Here is a 19796-nt window from a genome sequence, read left to right on the forward strand (position 1 = left end):
CTCCTTCGGGGAATGAGGAGCGCCCATATGTCGATCGGCCCGGTTACGCGATCCACCGTCCTGGTCCTGCTGATGCTGGCCACCGCCTGCGGTGGCGACGGCAGCCTTTCGGGCGGGGGTGGCGGTGCCGCCAACCGGCCGCCCAGCTTTACCTCTCCCGCCAGCGTCAGCGTCGCGGAGAACAGCAGCGGCACCATCTACACCGCGACGGCGACCGATCCCGACGGCGACGCTCTGAGCTATTCGCTGGCGGGGGGCGCCGACCAGGCCGCCTTCCGGATCAGTAGCGCGGGTGCGCTCAGCTTCGTCGGCACCCCCGATTTCGAGGCGCCCGGCGACGCCGATGGCGACAATGTCTACAAGGTCGACATCCGGGCCGACGACGGCAGCCTGTCAACGACCCTGTCGCTGAGCGTCACCGTCACCAATGGCGGAAGCGATGCCTTCCGCGTCCGCCGGGTGGCGACGGGCTTCGCCGCGCCGCTGTTCGCGGCGCCGGTCCCCGACGGCTCGGGCCGGCTGTTCGTCGTCCAGCGCGGCGGGCTGATCCGCATCCTCAACCCCGCGACGGGCGCGGTGGCGGCGCAGCCCTTCCTCGACGTGTCGGGGATAATCTCGACCAGCGGCGAACGCGGCCTGCTCGGCTTCGCGACGGCGCCCGACTTCGCGACGAGCGGCACTTTCTACATCTACATGACCAACGGCGCGGGCACCAACGAGGTCCGCCGTTTCACCACCCTGGGGGGCGACCGCAACCGTGCCGACCCCGCTTCGGGCGACGTGATCCTGTCGATCCCGCATCCGGGCTTCGACAATCATAATGGCGGTTGGATCGGCTTCGGCCCCGACGATCTTCTCTATATCGCGAGCGGCGACGGCGGTGGCGCGGGCGATCCGGCGGGCAATGCCCAGAACCCCAATGTGCTGCTCGGGAAGATGCTGCGGATCGACGTGCGCAGCGACGCCTTTCCGGCGGACGACCGTCGCGACTATGCGATCCCTTCCGGCAACCCCTACGCCGGCTCCGGCGGTGCGCCCGAGGTCTGGGCGCTCGGCCTGCGCAATCCCTTCCGCAACAGCTTCGATCCGGAGAGCGGCCTGCTGTTGATCGGCGATGTCGGGCAGGGCGCGGTCGAGGAGGTCGACCTGATGCGACCGACCGACGGCGGCGCCAATTTCGGCTGGAATCTGCGCGAAGGCACCCAGGCCTATAATGGCGGCGCCAACAGCACGGCCTTCACCCCGCCGGTCGCCGAATATGGCCATGGCAGCGGCCCGACCCAAGGCAATACCGTGACCGGCGGCCATGTCTATCGCGGCCCGGTCGAGGCCTTGCGCGGCCAGTATATCTTCGGCGATTTCGTCAACGGCACGATCTGGTCGATCCCGCTGTCGCGGCTGGTGCCCGGGCAGACGGTGCCGGCCAGTGGGTTCACGATCCGCGACCTGCGGCCGGACGCCGGGGCGATCGACAATGTCGTCAGCTTCGGCATCGACCAGTCGAACAATCTCTACATCGTCGACTTCGACGGCGAGGTCTTCGTGATCGAGCCTGCCTAGCCCGCCGCGCTGCGCGGCGGCAGCCGGTGGAGCGACGGGGCGGAGCTCATGCGCAGCCGCGCGGCGATCCGGTCGGCGGTGCGCATCGCCAGCGCGACGATGGTCAGGGTCGGGTTGGCCCAGCCCGAGGTCGGGAAAAGCGAGCTGCCCGCGACATAGAGATTGTCGATGCCGTGCACCCGCCCCTGCCCGTCGGTGACGCCCTGGCGCGGATCGTCCGCCATGCGGGTCGTGCCCATGTGATGATAGCCGCCGATCGGATGGGTGCTGATCAGCGGATCGGTCGTCCAGCGGCGCGGCTGCTCGGCCAGCCAAGGCGCGGGTTCGACCTTGCCGAGGCCGAGCCGCTCCAGTTCGCGGCCGAGCGCGCCGACCAGGCCGCGCACGCTGTCGACGTCGATCGCGCTGGTGCGCCAGTCGAGCCGGGCGCGCGGCATGCCGGTGGCGTCGAGCGCGTCGCCGAGCGTCACCCGGCTGTCCGGATTGGGCGCCTGCTCGGCCCGCACCACCAGCGCCAGATCGGTCATGCCGAGCTTCTCCAGCGCCCAGGGCCGGGCCGGATCGACGACCTTCTGGAGCGCGTTGACGGTCCGCTTCATCATCTTCCACACATGGCGGCCGCGCGCGGTCGGCGCAGCGTCGTGCTTGATCCGCTCATAGGCGGCGACCAGCAGCGCCTGCCGGCTTTCCGCGGAGCGGCGGCCCGCCAGGGTCAGCGAGGTGTTGAGCAGCCCCTCGCGCGCCTGCAGCGCCGGCGCCGCGGCGATCAGCGGTGCGACCGTCAGCCCGCCGACCCTGTGCCGGCCGAAGGCACGCAGCAGCGCCCAGGTCGCACCGCCCACGATCCTGCCGCCCCGCGCATGCGGATGCTCCATGAAGTAGCGGCCGACCTGGTCATGGCCGTTGCCGAGCCCGGACCGCATCACCGACCGCGAGGCGAGCAGCAGTCGCGGATTCTCGATCCCGCCGGCCGCGAGGACATAGTGTCGCGCGGTAACGGTGAGCCGCTGCCCCGCGAGACCGCGGACGACCAGCCGGTCGACGCCGCGCGCCGATCCCGTCGCCAGGATCTCGCGCACCGTGGCGTGGGTGACGACGGTGCAGCGCGGGTGATCGAGCAGGTCGCGGCTGTTGGCGTGGCTGAACCGGTCGAAGCGCTCGTCGAACAGCCAGGCGGGCGTCGACAGCTCGTCGTCGGCGAAGGCCGGCATCGCCGCGCCGAGCGCGTCGCCGAGGTCGGGCAGACTGCGCGGCAGGCCGAAGGCGGTGCGCGCCTCGGCATAATAGGGCGCCACCTCCGCATGGTCGATCGGCCAGCCCGAATGGGGAACCCACGGACGGCGCTCGAAATCGATCGGGTCGAACTCGGCGCAGCGCCCGCCCCAGATCGCGGTCGTGCCGCCGAAGAAGCGCAGCCGCGAATCCTCCAGCCGGTAATATTCCTCGCCGATATTCTCGCCCCGGTTGAGCGCGGCGGGACCGGCTTCATGGTCGAAGCCGCCGCTTTCGAGCAGGATGACCGAAAGCCCCTCCGCCAGCAGCCGGCGGCAGACGGCGATTCCGGCGGCGCCCGCGCCGATCACGGCGACGTCGGCGGTCATGCCGTCCGGCCCGCCGCGGTCGAGATCGATATGCACCCAGCTAGGCCTTGTCGGCCTGCCGGCGGTCGGAAAGCGAGGGGAGAAGCACGGTCACCATCGAACCTCTACGGTCCGGCGGCCGCGCTTATTCCCCCGCAGGCCGTTTTTTGCCGCGAATCGAGGGATCATCCGTGCAAAAGATGGGATTGCCCCCCGGGGCCGATATCGGTTAGCGAATCATCGCAAGAGGACGGCTCAAGAAAGACCATGCCCGACGACAGTAGTAGCAGCGCCGCAGACAGCGGCGGACGATGGTGGCGCGGGCTGCGCTCGCTCTTTGCACCCGAGCAAGAGCCCAGTCTGCGCGACCAGATCGAAGAGGTCATCGAGGAGCATGCCGGCGACGACGGCGAGGGGGACGACCTGTCCACCGCCGAGCGCGAGATGCTCCGCAATATCCTCCATTTCGGCGAACGGACGGTGGGCGACATCGGCGTGCCGCGCGGCGACATCATCGCGGTCCCCGAGACGATCAGCTTCGACGAGTTGATCGCCCGCTTCGCCGAGGCCGAGCACAGCCGCCTGCCCGTCTATGGCGAGGACCTCGACCATGTGATCGGCATGGTCCATGTGAAGGACGTGTTCCGGATCATCGCCACCGGCGCCCCGCGCCCCGACGCGATCGCCGGGCTGATCCGCCAGCCGCGCTACGTGCCCTCGTCGATGCGGATCATCGACCTCCTCGCCGAGATGCGCGAGACCCGCACCCATCTGGCGATCGTGCTCAACGAATATAGCGGCACCGACGGCCTGGTGACGATCGAGGACCTCGTCGAGGAGATCGTCGGCGACATCGAGGACGAGCATGACGAGATGGAAGCGGATCTGCTGATCCCGCTCGGCGACGCGATCTGGTCGGCCGACGCCCGCGCCGAACTGGAGGACGTCGCCCGCCTGATCGATCCACGGCTCGCCGACATAGACGACGATGTCGAGACGCTGGGCGGCCTCGCCTCCGCGCTGGCGGGACAGGTGCCGCAGCCGGGCCAGATCGTCGAGCATCCGAGCGGCTGGCGGCTCGAGATCACCGATGCCGACGAACGGCGGGTCAGGAAGTTGCTGCTGCACCCGCCGGTCGCCGAAGAACGGGGCGGGGAGGCGTGAACCGCCGCGGCGTTCGCCGGACGGCGGGACCGGAGCGGGCGATGCGAGATGCCGGAACTTTCTCCGGAATTTCCCGCTCTCCCACGATGTCGATTGCCGGATGGATGCGATATAGGGGCGGAATGAAGCCCGTCGGAGAGCTGCCGTGACGACCAAGAAGAAGCTGCTGATCGCCCTGCCCGTCCTGCTCGTCATCGCGGCGCTGGCGGCGCTCTACGTGCTGGCGACCAGCGAGACCGCCGAGGTCGACTTCGCCAAGGTGACCGGCCCCAGGCCCGAGATCACCGCGCCGCGGGAGACGCTGATCCCGACGCTGAACGTCGCCAAGGCGACCGGCTGGAAGGCGGGCGAGAAACCCACCGCCGCCGCGGGATTGTCGGTCGCCGCCTTCGCCGAAGGGCTGACCCATCCACGCTGGATCTACGCCCTGCCCAATGGCGACATACTGGTGAGCGAAAGCAACTCGCCGACGCGCGACGACGAGAATGGCGGCGGCGGCATCACCGGCTTCGTCATGGAGAAGGCGATGGCACGCGCGGGCGCGGGCGTCGCGTCCCCCAACCGGATCATCCTGCTGCGCGATGCCGACGGCGACGGCAAGGCCGAGCTGAAGACGGTGCTGATCGCGGGACTGAACTCGCCGAGCGGCATGGCCTGGACCGACGGCCAGCTCTATATCGGCAATACCGACGCGCTGGTCCGCGTCCCCTTCACCCCCGGACAGACGAAGATCGACGCCAAGCCGGTCGTCGTCGCGAAGCTGCCGGGCGGCTATAACCATTGGGCCCGGAACCTGCTGCTCGCGCCCGACGGCAAGTCGATCTACGTCGCGGTCGGCTCGGCGTCGAACATCGCCGAGCGCGGGCTGGACCTCGAGGAGAAGCGCGCCGCTATCCTTCAGGTCGCCCTGCCCTCGGGCAAGGACCGGGTCTTCGCCTATGGCCTGCGCAATCCGAACGGCATGGCCTATGAGCCCACCACCGGCGACCTGTGGACCGTGGTCAACGAACGCGACATGATCGGGTCGGACCTGGTCCCCGACTATCTGACCGAAGTGCAGCTCGGCGGCTTCTACGGCTGGCCCTGGTATTATTGGGGCGGCTATGTCGACAAGCGCGTGCCCGAGCCGGAGGACGACCTCCAATCCTATGTCATCCGGCCGGACTATGCGCTGGGGCCGCATGTCGCCGCGCTGGGCCTGACCTTCACCGACGGCGCGATCCTCGGGCCGGAATATGCGAGCGGTGCCTTCATCGCCGAGCATGGCTCGTGGAACCGCCGGCCGCGCTCGGGCTACAAGGTGGTGTTCGTCCCGTTCGCCCAGGGCAAGCCGATGGGCAAGCCGGTCGACGTACTGACCGGCTTCCTCTCCGCCGACGGGGAGGCACGCGGTCGACCGGTGGCGGTGACGGTCGGCACGCGTGGCGGGCTGCTCGTTACCGACGATGTCGGCGGCAAGATCTGGCGGGTAACGGCGGCACCACCGGCGAAATAGGCGCCGGGGCCGCCATCGCCGCGAAAACCGTGGTCACCCCGGCCCTTCCGTCGGCGGCGGCGTGGAAAGACGGAGAAAAAGGGAGATCCTGGCTTTCGCCAGGACGATCGCGGCGGCGTCAGATCAGCTGGCTGAGCTTCGACGGGGCCGGGAAACCGGCAGCCGCACCCTCGGCCGGCAGCGCGGGCGCCTCGAACCGGTGCCAGCCGCCCGCCGACAGCCGTTCGAGCGGCTGGAAACGGGTCTTGTACTGCATACGTGCCGAGCCCTCGACCCAATAGCCGAGATAGACGTAGGGCAGGCCGTTTTCGGCGGCGCGGCGGATATGCTCGAGGATGATGTAGGTGCCCATGCCGGGGCGCGCGTCGTCCTCGGTCTCGAAAAAGCTGTAGACCATCGACAGGCCGTCGGACTGGGTATCGGTCAGGCAGGCGCCGACCAATTTGCCCGGACGGCCGTTCGAGGCGGGTTCGCGATATTCGACGACATGGGTCTTCACCGGGGTCTGCTCGACCATGTCGGCGAAATCGAGCTCGTCCATCTGGGCCATGCCGCCGCCCGGGTGCCGGGCCTTGAGATAGCGGCGCAGCAGCGCGAACTGCTCCTCGGTCGTCCAGGGCTTGCACACGCTGACCTCAAGGTCGGCATGACGGCGCATCAGCTTGCGCTGGCTGGCGTTGGGCTTGAACTCGGCAGCGGCGACGCGGACCGAGACGCAGGCCTGGCAATCGACGCAGGTCGGCCGATAGGCGACGCCCTGGCTGCGGCGGAAACCGATTCGGCCGAGCGCATCGTTGAGCTCGGAAGCGTTGGGGCCCGACAGTTCGGTGAACACCTTCCGCTCGGTACGGCCGGCCAGATAGGGGCAAGGGCCGGGGGTCGTCACGAAGAAGCGCGGAAATCGGAACTGCGCCGTCATTCGAAAGCCTGCCCCATGAAATTACCGACCCCACTGGTCCTTCCGGGACTATGCCTACGCATGGACGTCATGAAAAGACCATTAACCTCGATTCTTTTTAGGCTTTTGTCTGAAAGCCTCAGGCGCCGGCGGTCGCATCCGCGACCTTGGCTATCCTCGCATAAGCTCGGGCGGCCGTTCGGCCTTGCGGGGCGCTGACGCGTCCCGACGCAGAGTTGATCGTCGGAGCCTGCCAAGGATCCGCACGCGCGGACGCGCGCCCGAGCTTATGCGAGGATAGCCAAGCGAGGCGGATGCCTCGCGCCCGGCGCTTGAGGGCCAACAAACAAACGGCCCAAGCCGGCCTCAGCCGGCTTCGACCGTCTGCACCTCATAGCCCTCGTGGTTCAGCGCCTTGAGGAGCCGTTCGAGATGCGCCGCGTCGCGGGTCTCGCATTCGATCTCCGCGATCAGGCCCTTGGCGGGCAGGGTCGTGAAGACGCGCTGGTGATAGACCTCCACGATGTTGACCTGCTGCTCGTCGAACACGCGGGCGACGTGGAACAACGCGCCGGGCCGGTCCTGCAGCCGGATGCTGAGGCGCGCGAGCCGGCCCGAGCGGGCAAGGTCGCGCAGCAGCACGTTGGCGAGCAGGCGGGTGTCGATGTTGCCGCCGGTCAGGATCACGCCGACATTGCGCCCGCGGATCAGCTTCGGATGGCCGAGCAGCGCGGCGAGGCCGGCCGCGCCGGCGCCCTCGACCACGGTCTTCTCGATCTGGAGCAGCATCGACAGCGCCGTTTCCATGTCGCGCTCGTTCACCAGCACGATGTCGTCGACCAGCGAGCGGACGATGCCGCTGGTGACGAGGCCCGGCTGTTTGACGGCGATGCCCTCGGCCAGCGTATCGCCTTCGCAGGGCAGGATCAGCCCTTTCATCTTGGCGTACATCGACGGATAGAGCTCGGCCTGGACGCCGATCACCCGCGGCGGACGCGGTGCCGAACGCGCGACCACGGCGCTCCCCGAAATCAGGCCCCCGCCGCCGATCGGCACGACCAGCGTGTCGATCTCGGGCGCGTCCTCGAGCATTTCGAGCGCGACCGTGCCCTGCCCCGCGATCACGTCGGGATCGTCGAACGGATGGACGAAGGTCAGCCCCTCGCGCTGCTCGAGCAGGCGCGCGGCCTCATAGGCATCGTCGTAGCGCTCGCCCGCCATGACGACGCGCGCGCCATGGCCCTCGGTCTGCTGGACCTTCACCGTCGGGGTCGGCTTGGGCATCACGATCGTGACCGGAATGCCGAGCCGCGCGCCATGATAGGCGAGGCCCTGGGCGTGGTTGCCGGCCGACGCGGCGATCACGCCGCGCGCCTTCTGCTCGTCGGTGAGCTGGAGCAGCTTGTTGAGCGCGCCGCGTTCCTTATAGGCGGCGGTGAACTGGAGATTCTCGAATTTCAGCCAGACATTGGCGCCGGTAATGTTGCTGAGCGTGCGGCTTCTCAGGATCGGGGTACGAACGATCGACGAGGAAATCCGCGCATGCGCTGCGCGGACGTCATCGATCGTCACGGGGACGCCGTCGGCGTCGGTCTGGATCTGCACGCTTGCCATAGTGGCCGCGCCATAGCCGATTAGTCAGCAGACTCCTAGCGCCGCCGGAAAATCCATCTTATGCGATGCCCATGGCAAAACTGAGCTTTCTGGGGATGGGCGCGATGGGCGCCCCTATCGCGCGACACCTGGCCGAGGCGGGCCATGACGTCACCGTCTACAACCGGACCCGCGCCAAGGCCGAAGCCTGGGTCGAAAAGCATGGGGGGCGCTGGGCACCCACCCCGGCCGCGGCCGCCGAGGATGCCGATGCGGTGCTGAGCTGCGTCGGCGCCGACGGCGACCTCGAGGCGGTGACCCTGCGCAAGGACGGCTGCTTCGCCGCGATGAAGAAGGGCGCGCTCTACATCGACCACACCACGGCATCGGCGAAGATCGCCCGCCAGCTCGCCGTCGAGGGCCGCGATCGCGGCCTGCTGGTCGTCGACGCCCCCGTCTCGGGCGGCCAGTCGGGCGCCGAGGCCGGCACGCTGTCGATCATGTGCGGCGGATCGGACAAGGCGATGGAGGCGGCGATCCCGCTGATGGAGGCCTATTCGTCGCGGATCGTCCACATCGGCGGACCCGGCGCGGGCCAGACCACCAAGATGGTCAACCAGATCTGCATCGCCGGCGCGATGCAGAGCGCGGCCGAGGCGCTGCGCTTCGCCCAGAACGCCGATCTCGACCTCGACAAGGTGTTCGAGGCGGTGTCGGGCGGGGCGGCGGCGAGCTGGTACATGGTCAACCGCTGGAAGACGATGTCGGACGACAGCTTCGATTTCGGCTTCGCGGTCAACTGGATGCGCAAGGACCTCGGCATCGCGATCGAGGAGGCCCGTTCCAACGGCGCCTCGCTCCCGTTCGCGGCGCTCGCCGACCAGTTCTATGCCGACGCCCAGGCGCTCGGCTGCGGCCGGCTCGACATTTCCTCGGTGGTGAAGAGGCTGCCGAAGACGTGAAGCCCCTTTCCCTTCAGGGGACGATTGCATGATCGTCACACTCCCTTTTCGTCATTCCCGGGAAAGCGGAAATCCACGATCACGGAACGCTCGTTGCTCGAAGGTGCCGCCGTCCATGGACTCCCGCTTTCGCGGGAATGACGGCGGAAGGACGAAGCGACTCGCCCTCGCCCTCGCCCTCCTCGCCACCCCCGCGCTGGCCGACGGCCTGATCGACAATGCCAATGGCTACACCTTCGACGGCAAGGGACAGCTGGTCCGCTTCAACGGCCTGCTGATCGACGAGCGGGGGAAGGTCGCGAAGCTGCTCGACCGCAACGACAAGCGGCCCGAGAAGCTCGACTTCCGGCTCGACGCCGGGGGCCGCACCGTCGTCCCGGGCCTGGTCGACGCGCACAGCCATGTGATGGCGCTGGGCGAGGCCGCGCTGTCGCTCGACCTGTCGGGCACGCGCAGCCTGGCCGAGATGCAGGCGGCGCTGCGCACATATGCCGCCGCCCGGCCCACCCCGCCCTGGATCCGGGGCGGCGGCTGGAACCAGGAGCGCTGGGGGCTGGGCCGCTTCCCGACCGCGGCGGACATCGACGCGGTGACCCCGGGCCGGCCGGTCGTGCTCGATCGGGTCGACGGCCACGCCCTCCTCGCCAATTCGGCGGCGATCGCCGCGGCCGGGATCACCGCCGCGACCAAGGACCCGCCCGGCGGCCGCATCGAGCGCGACGCCAGGGGCCGCCCGACCGGCGTGTTCGTCGATGCCGCACAGAAGCTGATCATGGACGCCGTCCCGCCGATGCTGCCGCGCGACCGCGACGCCGCGCTTGCCAAGGCGCAGGAGATATTGCTCGGCTACGGCATCACCGCGACCGCCGACATGGGCACGAGCGACGACGACTGGCAGGTAATGCGCCGGGCGGGCGACGCGGGGCGGCTCAGGGTCCGGATCCTCTCCTATGCGGGCGGCATCCCCACCCTGCTCGCCATCGCCGGGACCGGGCCGACGCCCTGGCTCTACGACGGCCGGCTGCGGATGATCGGCGTGAAGCTCTATGGCGACGGCGCACTCGGATCGCGCGGCGCATGGCTCAAGGCGCCCTATGCCGACGCACCCGGCCAGAAGGGCCTCCAGTTCCTTGACGACGCCAAGCTGCGCAACCTGATGAGCCGCGCGGCGATGGACGGCTTCCAGACCGCGGTCCACGCGATCGGCGACGCCGCCAATGCCCAGGTGCTCGACGCGATCGACGAACTCGCCGCCACCTACAAGGGCGACCGGCGCTGGCGGATCGAACATGCCCAGATCGTCGACCCGGCCGACCTGCCGCGCTTCGCGAAGAATGGCATCGTCGCCTCGATGCAGCCGGTCCACCAGACCTCCGACCGGCTGATGGCCGAGGCGCGGCTGGGGCCGAACCGGCTCGGCGGCGCCTATGCGTGGAAGGCGATGCTCGACAACAAGGTGCCGCTGGCGTTCGGATCGGACACGCCGGTCGAGAGCCCCAACCCCTTCCCCGCGATGGCGGCGGCGGTCAGCCGGCAGGACCCGGCCGGCCAGCCGCCGGGCGGATGGCAGCCGCAACAGGCCGTCAGCCTGACCGAGGCCTTTCGCGCCTTCACGACGACGGCGGCCTATGCGGGCTTCGCCGAGGATCGCATCGGTTCGCTGGCGCCGGGGCACATGGCCGACTTCCTGATCCTCGACCGCGACATCTTCACCGCCGGTATCGCCGACCTGCGTGCGGCCCGGCCGCTCGAAACCTGGATCGGCGGCAAGCGCGCCTGGACCGCCACGCCGGGATCGTCGGCTGCAGCGTCGGCTACATCGCCAAAAGGATCATCAAACTGACATCGAGCGCGGGCAACGCGATCGTCAGCCCAACCGATCGAATCAACGGATGACCATGAACAAGCTCCTCCTCGCCGCCGCCGTCGCATTGGCCGCCCACGTCCCCGCACTGGCAGCGCCGCCGCCGAGGCCCAAGCTGATCCTCGCCATCTCGGTCGATCAATATTCGAGCGAGCTGTTCAACCGCTACCGCTCCAGCTACCGCGCCGGGCTCGCCACGCTGTCGCGCGGGGTCGCCTATCCGGTTGCCTATCACAGCCACGCCTCGACCGAGACCTGCCCCGGCCATTCGGTGATCCTGACCGGCCGCTATCCCGCCGGCACCGGGATCGTCGCCAATAGCTGGATCGACCGCAAGACCGGCAAGTCGGTCTATTGCGTCGCGGTGCCCGGCGCGTCCGATCCGAAGGCGCGCGGCCCCCAGAACATCCGGGTCACGACGCTGGGCGACTGGATCAAGGCCGCCGAGCCGGGCGCCCGCACCTTCGCCGTCTCGGGCAAGGACCGGGCCGCGATCGCCATGGCGGGCAAGACCGCCGACGCGGTCTACTGGTGGAGCGACGGCGAGGGCTTCGGCACCTCGCCCTTCGCGGGACCGGCGACCCCCGCCGTCACCGAGCCCGCCGCCGCGTTCGACGCGCCGCTGCTCGCCCGCTGGAAGACGACGCCGCCGACCCTGTGGCCGCGCCTTCCGAAGCGCTGCGCCGCGCTGCAGAAGCCGCACCGCTTCGGCAAGCTCGACATATCGGGCAAGGTTCCGCCCGAGGCCGAGATCGCATCGCTGAAGGGCGACGGCTATCTCGATGGCAAGGCGTTCCAGAATTCGCTGCGCGCCTCGCCGCTGTTCGATTCGCTGGCGGTCGACTTCGCCACGCAATTGATCGCCCGCGAGAAGCTGGGCCATGGGCCTGCCACCGACCTGCTCGCGGTCAGCCTGTCGGCGACCGACTATGTCGGCCACCGATTCGGAAACGGGGGCGCCGAGATGTGCGCGCAGCAGGCAGCACTCGACAAGACGATCGGCCGGCTGATCAAGGCGGTGCGGGCGCAGAAGGTCCCCTTCATCGTCGTGCTGACCGCCGACCATGGCTCGACCGATGCCGCCGAGCGCCAGCATGAGCATGACGACAAGGCCGGCCGCTTCGACGGCCGGGGCTTCGTCGAGCGGCTCAACGCCACGCTCAAGGCCGAGCTCGGCCTCGTCGGCGACGAAGAGCCGCTGATCGGCGACGCCGACCAGCTATATGTCCGCGCCGGCGACGATGCCGCGCTGGCCGAGCGGATCCGCCTGGCGGCGCTCGCCTGGATCAAGCGGCAGCCCGAGGCGACGGCGGTGTTCACCCGCGCCGAAGTCGAAGCGGCGATGGTCCCGCCCGGCACCCCGCCGGAGGCACTGACCATGCCGCAGCGCATGCATCTCAGCTACGATCCCGAGCGGTCGGGCGACATATTCACGGTCTTCGCGGAACGGACCAGCTTCGGCATACCGACCAAAGCGGGCGACGCCGTCGCCGGACATGGCACCCCGTGGAACCACGACCGGCAGATCCCGATCCTGTTCTGGTGGCCGGGCGCCCCCGCTTCGTCGCGCGACCAGGCGGCTGAGGTCGTGGACATCGCGCCGACCCTGGCGGCGGTGGCGGGCATCCGTCCGCCGGTCCCGGTCGACGGCCGCTGCCTCGACCTGGGCGGCAACTGCCCAAACTAAGCGGCGATCAGGCGGAGAGGCGCGCGAGCATCCGCTTGGCCAGCTGGCGGAGCCCGGCCTTCGCCTTGTCGACGAAGGTCGGGTCATCGGCCTTTGGCGACATCAGCGGCTCGACCCTTGCGCCGATCAGGTTGCCGACGAGGCGCTTGGGGCTACCGCTCCAGTCGGCGACGAGCACGGTCGGCCAGCTCGCGCCCCCGGCCTGATGAGCCCGATTGCCGGCGACCAGCAGGTTGGCCGAGCTGTTGCGCCGCGCCTCGGCCGCCACCGCGACGAGGGCGGCGTGGTTCTCCTTGTCGGCGCCCTGGACGAAGATATTGCGCTCGATCCGCCCGGTCGCCCCTTCGGGCAGGTCGATCATATAGTTGGTGGCGCGGCCCTGGCTGTCGTCGAAGCTGCAGTCGGACAGCGCGATCCGGGGAGAGCGGCTCTTCACATAATGTCCGCCGCGCCCCTTCTCGAAGCGGCTGCGGCGGACCGTCACCGACCGGAAATCGCTGAGATAGATCGAATGGGCGCAGGCCAGGCCGCGGTCGCAGCGACCGAGCCCGGTGAAGGTCGACCGATCGATGACGATGTCGGACGCCGGATCGTTGCCGCCGCCGAGTATCCCCTCCTCCGAATTGCGGAACAGGCTGTTCGACACCGACAGCGGGCCGCGCTCGACGCGGATACCCGCGCCGTTGCCGTCGGGGACATGGAGATTCTCGAAGACCAGCCCGTCGACCGCCGCGCCGCGACCGCGCAGCACGAGCACCGCCTTGCCCTCGCAGACGCCGCCGTCGAAGATCGCGGTCAGCGGCCGGACGGCGCGGTAGGTGATGCGCCCTGCCGCCTGGACCGCGCAATCGTCGTAGCGCCCGGGGGCGATGCGGATCGTCGCCGTGCCGTCGCCGATTGCCGCCACCGCGCCGGCCAGGGTCGCATAGGACCGACCGGTCTCCGCGATCGTGAAAGGTGCCGCCGCCGACAAGGGCGAAGCGACCAGCAGGAAGGGAATCGCGAAGCGCATCCACCCCCTTAGGGGCGAAAGCGTAAGAAAACTCCTATCGTCATGGTGGACCCGTTTCAGCATCCATCCATCATCCGCATCGCCGCTCCTGCGACGCGGTGGATGCTGAAACAGGTTCGGCATGACGGCAATTACGGGCTTGGCCTAATCGAGGTTCGGCCGCAGCCAGCGCTCCGCCGTCTGGGGATCGACGCCGCGCCGGGCGGTATAATCCTCGAGCTGGTCGCGCCCGATCCGCGCGACGCCGAAATAGCTGGCCTCGGGATGACCGAAATAGAAGCCCGAGACCGCCGAGGTCGGCAGCATCGCGAAGCTTTCGGTCAGGGTGATGCCGGTGGCCTCGCCGGCCTTCAGCATGTCGAACAGGATCGGCTTGTGGCTGTGATCGGGGCAGGCCGGATAGCCCGGTGCGGGGCGGATGCCGCGATACTGCTCCTTGATCAGCGCCTCGTTGGTCAGCTGCTCGCCCTCGGCATAGCCCCACAGGGTGGTGCGGACATGGAGGTGGAGCCGCTCGGCGAACGCCTCGGCGAGACGGTCGGCAAGCGCCTTGAGCAGGATATCGCGATAATCGTCATGGTCGGCCTTGAAGCGCGCGCTATGCGGCTCGATGCCGTGGATGCCGACCGCGAAGCCGCCGAACCAGTCGTCCTGGGCGTCGATGAAATCGGCGAGGCACATGTTCGCCCGGCCCTCGCGCTTCTTGATCTGCTGGCGCAGGAAGGGAAGGCGCACCTCGCCTTCAGCGGTCTGCACCAGCACGTCGTCGCCTTCCGAATGCGCCGGCCACAGCGCAGCGACGCCCTTCGCGGTCAGCCATTTCTCGGCGATGATCCGGTCGAGCATCGCCTGGGCATCGTCGAACAGGCTGCGCGCGCTCTCGCCGACGATCTTGTCGTCGAGGATCGCCGGATAATTGCCGGCCAGTTCCCAGGCGCGGAAGAAGGGCGTCCAGTCGATCAGCTCGCGCAGCTCCTCGAGCGGCCAGTCGGAAAAGGCGTGGATGCCGGGCTGCTTCGGCGCCGCGGGCTTCAGTGCGAAATCGGCGACGAAGGCGTTGGCGCGCGCCTCCTCCAGCGTCGCCAGCTCGTTCTGGCCCTTGCCTTCGCGGGCCTTGCGGACCGCCTCATAGTCGGCCGCCGTCTTCGCGACGAAGTCGTCGCGCTGGGTGTCGGACAGCAGGGTCGAGGCGACGCCGACCGCGCGGCTGGCGTCGAGCACATGGATGACCGGGCCGTCATAGGCCGGGGCGATGCGCAGCGCGGTGTGGACCTTGGAAGTGGTCGCCCCGCCGATGAGCAGCGGCATCGTCATGTTGGTGCGCTGCATCTCTGCGGCGACCGTCACCATCTCGTCGAGCGACGGCGTGATCAGGCCCGACAGGCCGATCATGTCGGCGTCATTCTCGTTGGCGGCGGCGAGGATCGTCATCCACGGCACCATCACGCCGAGGTCGATCACCTCATAGCCGTTGCACTGCAGGACCACGCCGACGATGTTCTTGCCGATGTCGTGGACGTCGCCCTTCACCGTGGCCATGATGATCCGCCCCTTCGAGCGCGTGCCCGCGACCTTCTCGGCCTCGATATAGGGCAGCAGATAGGCGACCGCCTTCTTCATCACGCGGGCCGACTTCACCACCTGGGGCAGGAACATCTTGCCCGATCCGAACAGGTCGCCGACGACGTTCATCCCGTCCATCAGCGGGCCTTCGATCACCTCGATCGGCCGGGCGAAATGGTGCCGCGCCTCCTCGGTATCGTCGACGACATGCGCGTCGATGCCCTTGACCAGCGCATGTTCGAGCCGCTTGGCGACATCCCAGCCGCGCCATTCCTCGGCCGCCTTCTCGGCGGCGGCATCCTTGCCCTTGAAGCTTTCGGCGAGCTCGATCAGCCGCTCGGTCGCGTCGCCCCCGTTCTTCGGGCACCGATCCCAGATCACGTCCTCGCACGCCTCGCGCAGCACCGGGTCGATCGCGTCGTAGACGTCGAGCTGGCCGGCGTTGACGATCCCCATGTCCATCCCCGCCTGGATGGCGTGGTAGAGGAACACGCTGTGCATCGCGCGACGGACCGGCTCGTTGCCGCGGAAGGAGAAGCTGAGGTTGGAGACGCCGCCCGAGATATGGCAGTGCGGGCAGCGCTTCTTGATCTCGGCGGTCGCTTCGATGAAGTCGATCGCGTAGCGGCGATGCTCGTCGATGCCGGTCGCCACCGCGAAGATGTTCGGATCGAAGATGATGTCCTCGGGCGCGAAGCCGTCGGCCACGAGCAGCTTGTAGGCGCGCTCGCAAATCTCGACCTTGCGCTGCCTGGTGTCGGCCTGGCCGACCTCGTCGAACGCCATCACGACCACGGCGGCACCATAAGCGCGGCACTTGCGGGCATGCTCCAGGAAGGCCTCCTCGCCCTCCTTCATGCTGATCGAATTGACGATCGGCTTGCCCGAGACGCATTTGAGCCCGGCTTCGATCACCGACCATTTCGAGCTGTCGACCATCACCGGGATGCGCGCGATGTCGGGCTCGGCCGCCATCAGCTTGAGGAAGGTCGTCATCGCGAACTCGGCGTCGAGCAGGCCCTCGTCCATGTTGACGTCGATGATCTGCGCGCCGTTCTCGACCTGCTGCCGCGCGACCTCGACCGCCTTGGTATAGTCGCCGGCCATGATCAGCTTCTTGAACGCGGCCGATCCGGTGACGTTGGTGCGTTCGCCGATGTTGACGAACTGGGCGGTGGAGACGGTGGGCTTATCGTCGGGGGCGGTTGCCATGGTCATATGTCTTCTATGATCGTCGTCCCGAACTCGTTTCAGGATCCACCGGGCCATACGCATGAAGGCTGCGGATGATGGACGGATGCTGAAACCCGTTCAGCACGACGGGGAAAGGAATCAGGCCGCCATCGTCATCGGATCGAGGCCGGCGAGGCGGGTGCGGTGGTCGTGCGCGTGCGGCGCGCGCGCCGGCTTGCCCGCGACCGCGTCGGCCATCGCCGCGATATGCTCCGGGGTCGATCCGCAGCAGCCGCCGACGACGTTGACCAGCCCCTGTTCGGCCCATTCGCGGATGAAGGCGCCGGTGGTCGCCGGCTGCTCGTCATATTCGCCGAGGTCGTTGGGCAGACCCGCATTGGGATAGATCATCACCGGCGCGTCGGCGAGCGCCGACAGCACCTGGACGTGCGGGCGCAGCAGGTCCGCACCGAAGGCGCAGTTGAGGCCGATCGTCAGCGGATGGGCGTGGCGGACCGCATGCCAGAAGGCCTCGACCGAATGGCCCGACAGGTTGCGCCCCGACATGTCGGTGATCGTCATCGAGATCATCATCGGGATTTCCTGCCCGCGCTTCGCCTGCTCGTCGAGCACGGCCATGATCGCCGCCTTGGCGTTGAGCGTGTCGAAGATCGTCTCGATCAGGATGAAGTCGCAGCCGCCGTCGAGCAGCGCCGCCGCCTGGTCCTGGTAGACGTCGCGCATCGTGTCGAAGTCGACCGCGCGATAGCCTGGATCGTTGACGTCGGGCGACAGCGACAGCGTCTTGTTCGTCGGCCCGATCGCGCCGGCGACGAAGCGCGGGCGGCCGTCCTTCGCCTGATAGTCGTCGGCCGCCTGGCGCGCGATCCGCGATGCCGCGAGGTTGATGTCGCGAACCAGGTGGACGGCGTCATAATCGCCCTGGCTGATGATGTTCGCGTTGAAGGTGTTGGTCGACACGATGTCCGACCCGGCATCGAGATAGGCCCGCGTGATCGCGTCGATCACATCGGGGCGGGTCAGCACCAGCAGGTCGTTATTGCCCTTCTGGTCGCTCGGCAGGGCATAGTCGCCGCGATAATCGGCCTCCTGGAGCTTGTAGCTCTGGATCATCGTCCCGAATGCGCCGTCGGTGATCAGGATGCGCTGCTTCGCCTGCTCGCGGAAGCGAATGGCGGCCTCGGATTGGCGGAGGGTCATGCGGCATTCTCCAGCCGGCCGGCCTTCGCGCGCAGCCCCAGCAGATGGCAGATCGCGAAGGACAGTTCGGCGCGGTTGAGCGTGTAGAAGTGGAACTGGCGGACGCCGCCGGCATAGAGGCGGCGGCACATCTCGGCGGCGATCGTCGCGGCGACCAGCTGGCGGGCGGCGGGATGATCGTCGAGCCCTTCGAACAGCCGGTCCATCCAGGCCGGGATGGCCGCGCCGCACAGCCCGGCGAACTTGCGGGTCTGGGCGACGTTCGACACGGGCAGGATGCCGGGGACGATCTCGCCCTCGACCCCTGCCGCGTGCGCCTTGTCGCGAAAGCGGAAATAGGCCTCGGGCGAGAAGAAGAACTGGGTGATCGCGCGGGTCGCGCCCGCGTCGAACTTCGCCTTCAGATTGGCGAGGTCGCTCTCCATGCTCGCCGCTTCGGGGTGACATTCGGGATAGGCCGCGACCGAGATTTCGAACGGATGGATCGCCTTCAGCCCCGCGACCAGATCGGCCGCGTTGCGATAGCCGTCGGGATGGGGCGTGAAGGCCGCGCCCTCGGTCGGCGGATCGCCGCGCAGCGCGACGATGTGGCGCACGCCCGCTGCCCAATATTCGCGGGCGATCTCCTCGATCTCGCCCTTGCTCGCCTCGACGCAGGTCAGGTGCGCGGCAGCCGGGATCGGGGTTTCCCGGGCGATGCGGGCGACGGTGTGATGGGTCCGCTCGCGGGTCGATCCGCCCGCGCCATAGGTGACCGAGACGAAGCGCGGCGCCAGCGGCGCCAGCGTCTGGATCGCGCTCCACAGCGTCTCTTCCATCTTCTCGGTCTTGGGGGGGAAGAATTCGAACGAGACCGCCGCATCGCCCGCGAGGTCGGCGAACAGCGGGGTGTCGAGCGCGCGGCGCGCTTCTTCGAGCTGGCTCAGGGAGACGCTTGTCATGATACTGCCTTCAACTGCGCGCGATGACCGCGCACGCCCAACCATAATTTGACCGTCAGCGCATCGCCGACCAGTTCTTCGACCCGATCGAAGCCGAGCCCTGCCGCCTGGAACCAGCCGGCGATCTGGTGATCGGCGAAGCCGAGCCGGACATGCGCGTCGCGGGTGCGCAGATCCTCCAGGTCGTGGCTGGCGAAATCGACGATCAGCAGGCGCCCGCCCGATCCCAGCAGTCGCGCCGCCTCGGCGATCGCCGCCGCCGGATGCTGCGCGAAGTGCAGGACCTGGTGGAGGACGACGAGATCGGCCGAGCCGTCGCCGAGCGGGAGCGCGTACATGTCGCCCTGGCGCAGCTCGGCATGGTCGAGACCGGCCTCGGCGATCTTGACCCGGGCCAGGCGAAGCATCTCCGGGCTGCGGTCGATGCCGAGCGCCGAACTGGCCTGCGCGCCGACCAGCTCGATCATCCGGCCGGTGCCGGTGCCGATGTCGACCATGCGGCCGAGCGGCCCATCGGCCAGCATCGCCAGGATGCGCTGCTCGACCGCGCTTTCGGGAACGTGGAGCGAACGGATCGCGTCCCATTCCTCGGCATGCTCGGCGAAATAGCGGGCGGCGGCGGCGGCACGGTCGGCCCGCACCGCGGCGAGCCGGGCACGGTCGGCATCGACCCAGGCGTCCCCGCCGTCGCGGGTCCAGTCGTCGATCGCGGCGAACAGGGGGGCCACGCACGCATCCGCGCCGAGGCCGAGGAAGACCCAGCTGCCCTCCTTGCGCCGTTCGGCCAGACCCGCATCGGCGAGAATCTTCACATGGCGCGACACGCGCGGCTGGCTCTGCCCCAGCACCTGCGCCAGCTCGCCGATCGACAGTTCCATCGCCCGCAGCAGATGGAAGATGCGCAGGCGCGTCGGATCGGCCAGGGCACGGAAGATGGCGAGCGCATCGGGCATGAAACCGGACATAAAGAAATCTTTATATGTGGTCAAGGCGCTTGCCCCTGCGCCCGGTGCGGGGCATGCGTTGCGGCGCGGAACTCCGCCGCGTTCCAGGAGTATGACGGTTTGGCGGGACCATCCGCCC

Annotated in this window: 14 protein-coding genes; 6 read left to right on the top strand and 8 right to left on the bottom strand. The window is 68.7% G+C overall.

From position 1 onward, the window contains the following. Positions 1-27 precede the first annotated feature (27 nt). On the top strand, positions 28-1560 hold the full coding sequence (locus ASE22_RS22995) for a PQQ-dependent sugar dehydrogenase (protein ID WP_056365214.1): 1533 nt from the start codon (positions 28-30) through the stop codon (positions 1558-1560). On the opposite strand, the gene ASE22_RS23000 is transcribed toward ASE22_RS22995, so the two are convergent. After that, positions 1557-3197, bottom strand: coding sequence for an FAD-dependent oxidoreductase (locus tag ASE22_RS23000; protein ID WP_056365217.1), 1641 nt, complete (start codon positions 3195-3197; stop codon positions 1557-1559). The genes ASE22_RS22995 and ASE22_RS23000 overlap by 4 nt on opposite strands. 210 nt (positions 3198-3407) lie before the next feature. Here ASE22_RS23000 and ASE22_RS23005 point away from each other — a divergent pair, with 210 nt between their 5' ends. Together ASE22_RS23005 and ASE22_RS23010 are read left to right on the top strand one after the other, a co-directional pair. Further along, the gene (locus ASE22_RS23005; RefSeq protein ID WP_056365220.1) at positions 3408-4304 is read left to right on the top strand and encodes a hemolysin family protein; all 897 of its coding nucleotides are present in this window, start codon (positions 3408-3410) and stop codon (positions 4302-4304) included. A gap of 145 nt (positions 4305-4449) precedes the next feature. After that, on the top strand, positions 4450-5799 hold the full coding sequence (locus ASE22_RS23010; RefSeq protein ID WP_056365223.1) for a PQQ-dependent sugar dehydrogenase: 1350 nt from the start codon (positions 4450-4452) through the stop codon (positions 5797-5799). A gap of 118 nt (positions 5800-5917) precedes the next feature. Here the strand turns inward: ASE22_RS23010 and ASE22_RS23015 are convergent, their stop codons facing one another. Then, a complete protein-coding gene (locus ASE22_RS23015; RefSeq protein ID WP_056365227.1) occupies positions 5918-6718 on the bottom strand; it encodes an arginyltransferase in 801 nt (266 codons plus the stop codon). Between the two features lie 345 nt (positions 6719-7063). Further along, on the bottom strand, positions 7064-8311 hold the full coding sequence (locus ASE22_RS23020) for a threonine ammonia-lyase (RefSeq protein WP_056365230.1): 1248 nt from the start codon (positions 8309-8311) through the stop codon (positions 7064-7066). Positions 8312-8382: 71 nt separating this feature from the next. Here ASE22_RS23020 and ASE22_RS23025 point away from each other — a divergent pair, with 71 nt between their 5' ends. The 3 genes from ASE22_RS23025 to ASE22_RS23035 all read left to right on the top strand — a co-directional run bounded on the left by ASE22_RS23025 (position 8383) and on the right by ASE22_RS23035 (position 12803). Then, the gene (locus ASE22_RS23025; RefSeq protein ID WP_056365233.1) at positions 8383-9252 is read left to right on the top strand and encodes an NAD(P)-dependent oxidoreductase; all 870 of its coding nucleotides are present in this window, start codon (positions 8383-8385) and stop codon (positions 9250-9252) included. A 115-nt stretch (positions 9253-9367) separates the two neighbouring features. Next, the gene (locus ASE22_RS23030; protein WP_056365236.1) at positions 9368-11095 is read left to right on the top strand and encodes an amidohydrolase; all 1728 of its coding nucleotides are present in this window, start codon (positions 9368-9370) and stop codon (positions 11093-11095) included. Between the two features lie 55 nt (positions 11096-11150). Continuing rightward, positions 11151-12803, top strand: coding sequence for an alkaline phosphatase family protein (locus ASE22_RS23035; protein WP_235536341.1), 1653 nt, complete (start codon positions 11151-11153; stop codon positions 12801-12803). Positions 12804-12810: 7 nt separating this feature from the next. Here the strand turns inward: ASE22_RS23035 and ASE22_RS23040 are convergent, their stop codons facing one another. From ASE22_RS23040 to ASE22_RS23060, 5 genes are all read right to left on the bottom strand, one after another. Further along, a complete protein-coding gene (locus tag ASE22_RS23040) occupies positions 12811-13815 on the bottom strand; it encodes a right-handed parallel beta-helix repeat-containing protein (protein WP_056365241.1) in 1005 nt (334 codons plus the stop codon). Between the two features lie 144 nt (positions 13816-13959). Beyond that, positions 13960-16596, bottom strand: coding sequence for a methionine synthase (gene metH, locus ASE22_RS23045; RefSeq protein WP_414886471.1), 2637 nt, complete (start codon positions 16594-16596; stop codon positions 13960-13962). Between the two features lie 114 nt (positions 16597-16710). Beyond that, positions 16711-17772, bottom strand: a complete 1062-nt coding sequence (locus ASE22_RS23050) for a homocysteine S-methyltransferase family protein (RefSeq protein ID WP_056365244.1) — start codon at positions 17770-17772, stop codon at positions 16711-16713. Beyond that, on the bottom strand, positions 17769-18713 hold the full coding sequence (metF, locus tag ASE22_RS23055; protein WP_056365247.1) for a methylenetetrahydrofolate reductase: 945 nt from the start codon (positions 18711-18713) through the stop codon (positions 17769-17771). Before metF ends, ASE22_RS23050 begins: the two co-directional genes overlap by 4 nt. Then, positions 18710-19678 carry an ArsR/SmtB family transcription factor gene (locus tag ASE22_RS23060; protein ID WP_082545589.1) on the bottom strand — a complete coding sequence of 323 codons (969 nt, stop codon included), beginning with the start codon at positions 19676-19678 and terminating at the stop codon, positions 18710-18712. Before ASE22_RS23060 ends, metF begins: the two co-directional genes overlap by 4 nt. Positions 19679-19796: the final 118 nt, after the last annotated feature.

It is taken from the genome of Sphingomonas sp. Root720 (assembly GCF_001428605.1).
Lineage (GTDB): Bacteria > Pseudomonadota > Alphaproteobacteria > Sphingomonadales > Sphingomonadaceae > Rhizorhabdus.

What these genes read in the sequence shown, in the direction of transcription:
- ASE22_RS22995 (WP_056365214.1), top strand. Translation starts at nt 28, where the DNA reads ATGTCGATCGGCCCGGTTACGCGATCCACCGTCCTGGTCCTGCTGATG.
- ASE22_RS23005 (WP_056365220.1), top strand. Translation starts at nt 3,408, where the DNA reads ATGCCCGACGACAGTAGTAGCAGCGCCGCAGACAGCGGCGGACGATGG.
- ASE22_RS23015 (WP_056365227.1), bottom strand. Translation starts at nt 6,718, where the DNA reads ATGACGGCGCAGTTCCGATTTCCGCGCTTCTTCGTGACGACCCCCGGC.
- ASE22_RS23020 (WP_056365230.1), bottom strand. Translation starts at nt 8,311, where the DNA reads ATGGCAAGCGTGCAGATCCAGACCGACGCCGACGGCGTCCCCGTGACG.
- ASE22_RS23025 (WP_056365233.1), top strand. Translation starts at nt 8,383, where the DNA reads ATGGCAAAACTGAGCTTTCTGGGGATGGGCGCGATGGGCGCCCCTATC.
- ASE22_RS23030 (WP_056365236.1), top strand. Translation starts at nt 9,368, where the DNA reads ATGGACTCCCGCTTTCGCGGGAATGACGGCGGAAGGACGAAGCGACTC.
- ASE22_RS23035 (WP_235536341.1), top strand. Translation starts at nt 11,151, where the DNA reads ATGAACAAGCTCCTCCTCGCCGCCGCCGTCGCATTGGCCGCCCACGTC.
- ASE22_RS23040 (WP_056365241.1), bottom strand. Translation starts at nt 13,815, where the DNA reads ATGCGCTTCGCGATTCCCTTCCTGCTGGTCGCTTCGCCCTTGTCGGCG.
- metH (WP_414886471.1), bottom strand. Translation starts at nt 16,596, where the DNA reads ATGACCATGGCAACCGCCCCCGACGATAAGCCCACCGTCTCCACCGCC.
- ASE22_RS23050 (WP_056365244.1), bottom strand. Translation starts at nt 17,772, where the DNA reads ATGACCCTCCGCCAATCCGAGGCCGCCATTCGCTTCCGCGAGCAGGCG.
- metF (WP_056365247.1), bottom strand. Translation starts at nt 18,713, where the DNA reads ATGACAAGCGTCTCCCTGAGCCAGCTCGAAGAAGCGCGCCGCGCGCTC.
- ASE22_RS23060 (WP_082545589.1), bottom strand. Translation starts at nt 19,678, where the DNA reads ATGTCCGGTTTCATGCCCGATGCGCTCGCCATCTTCCGTGCCCTGGCC.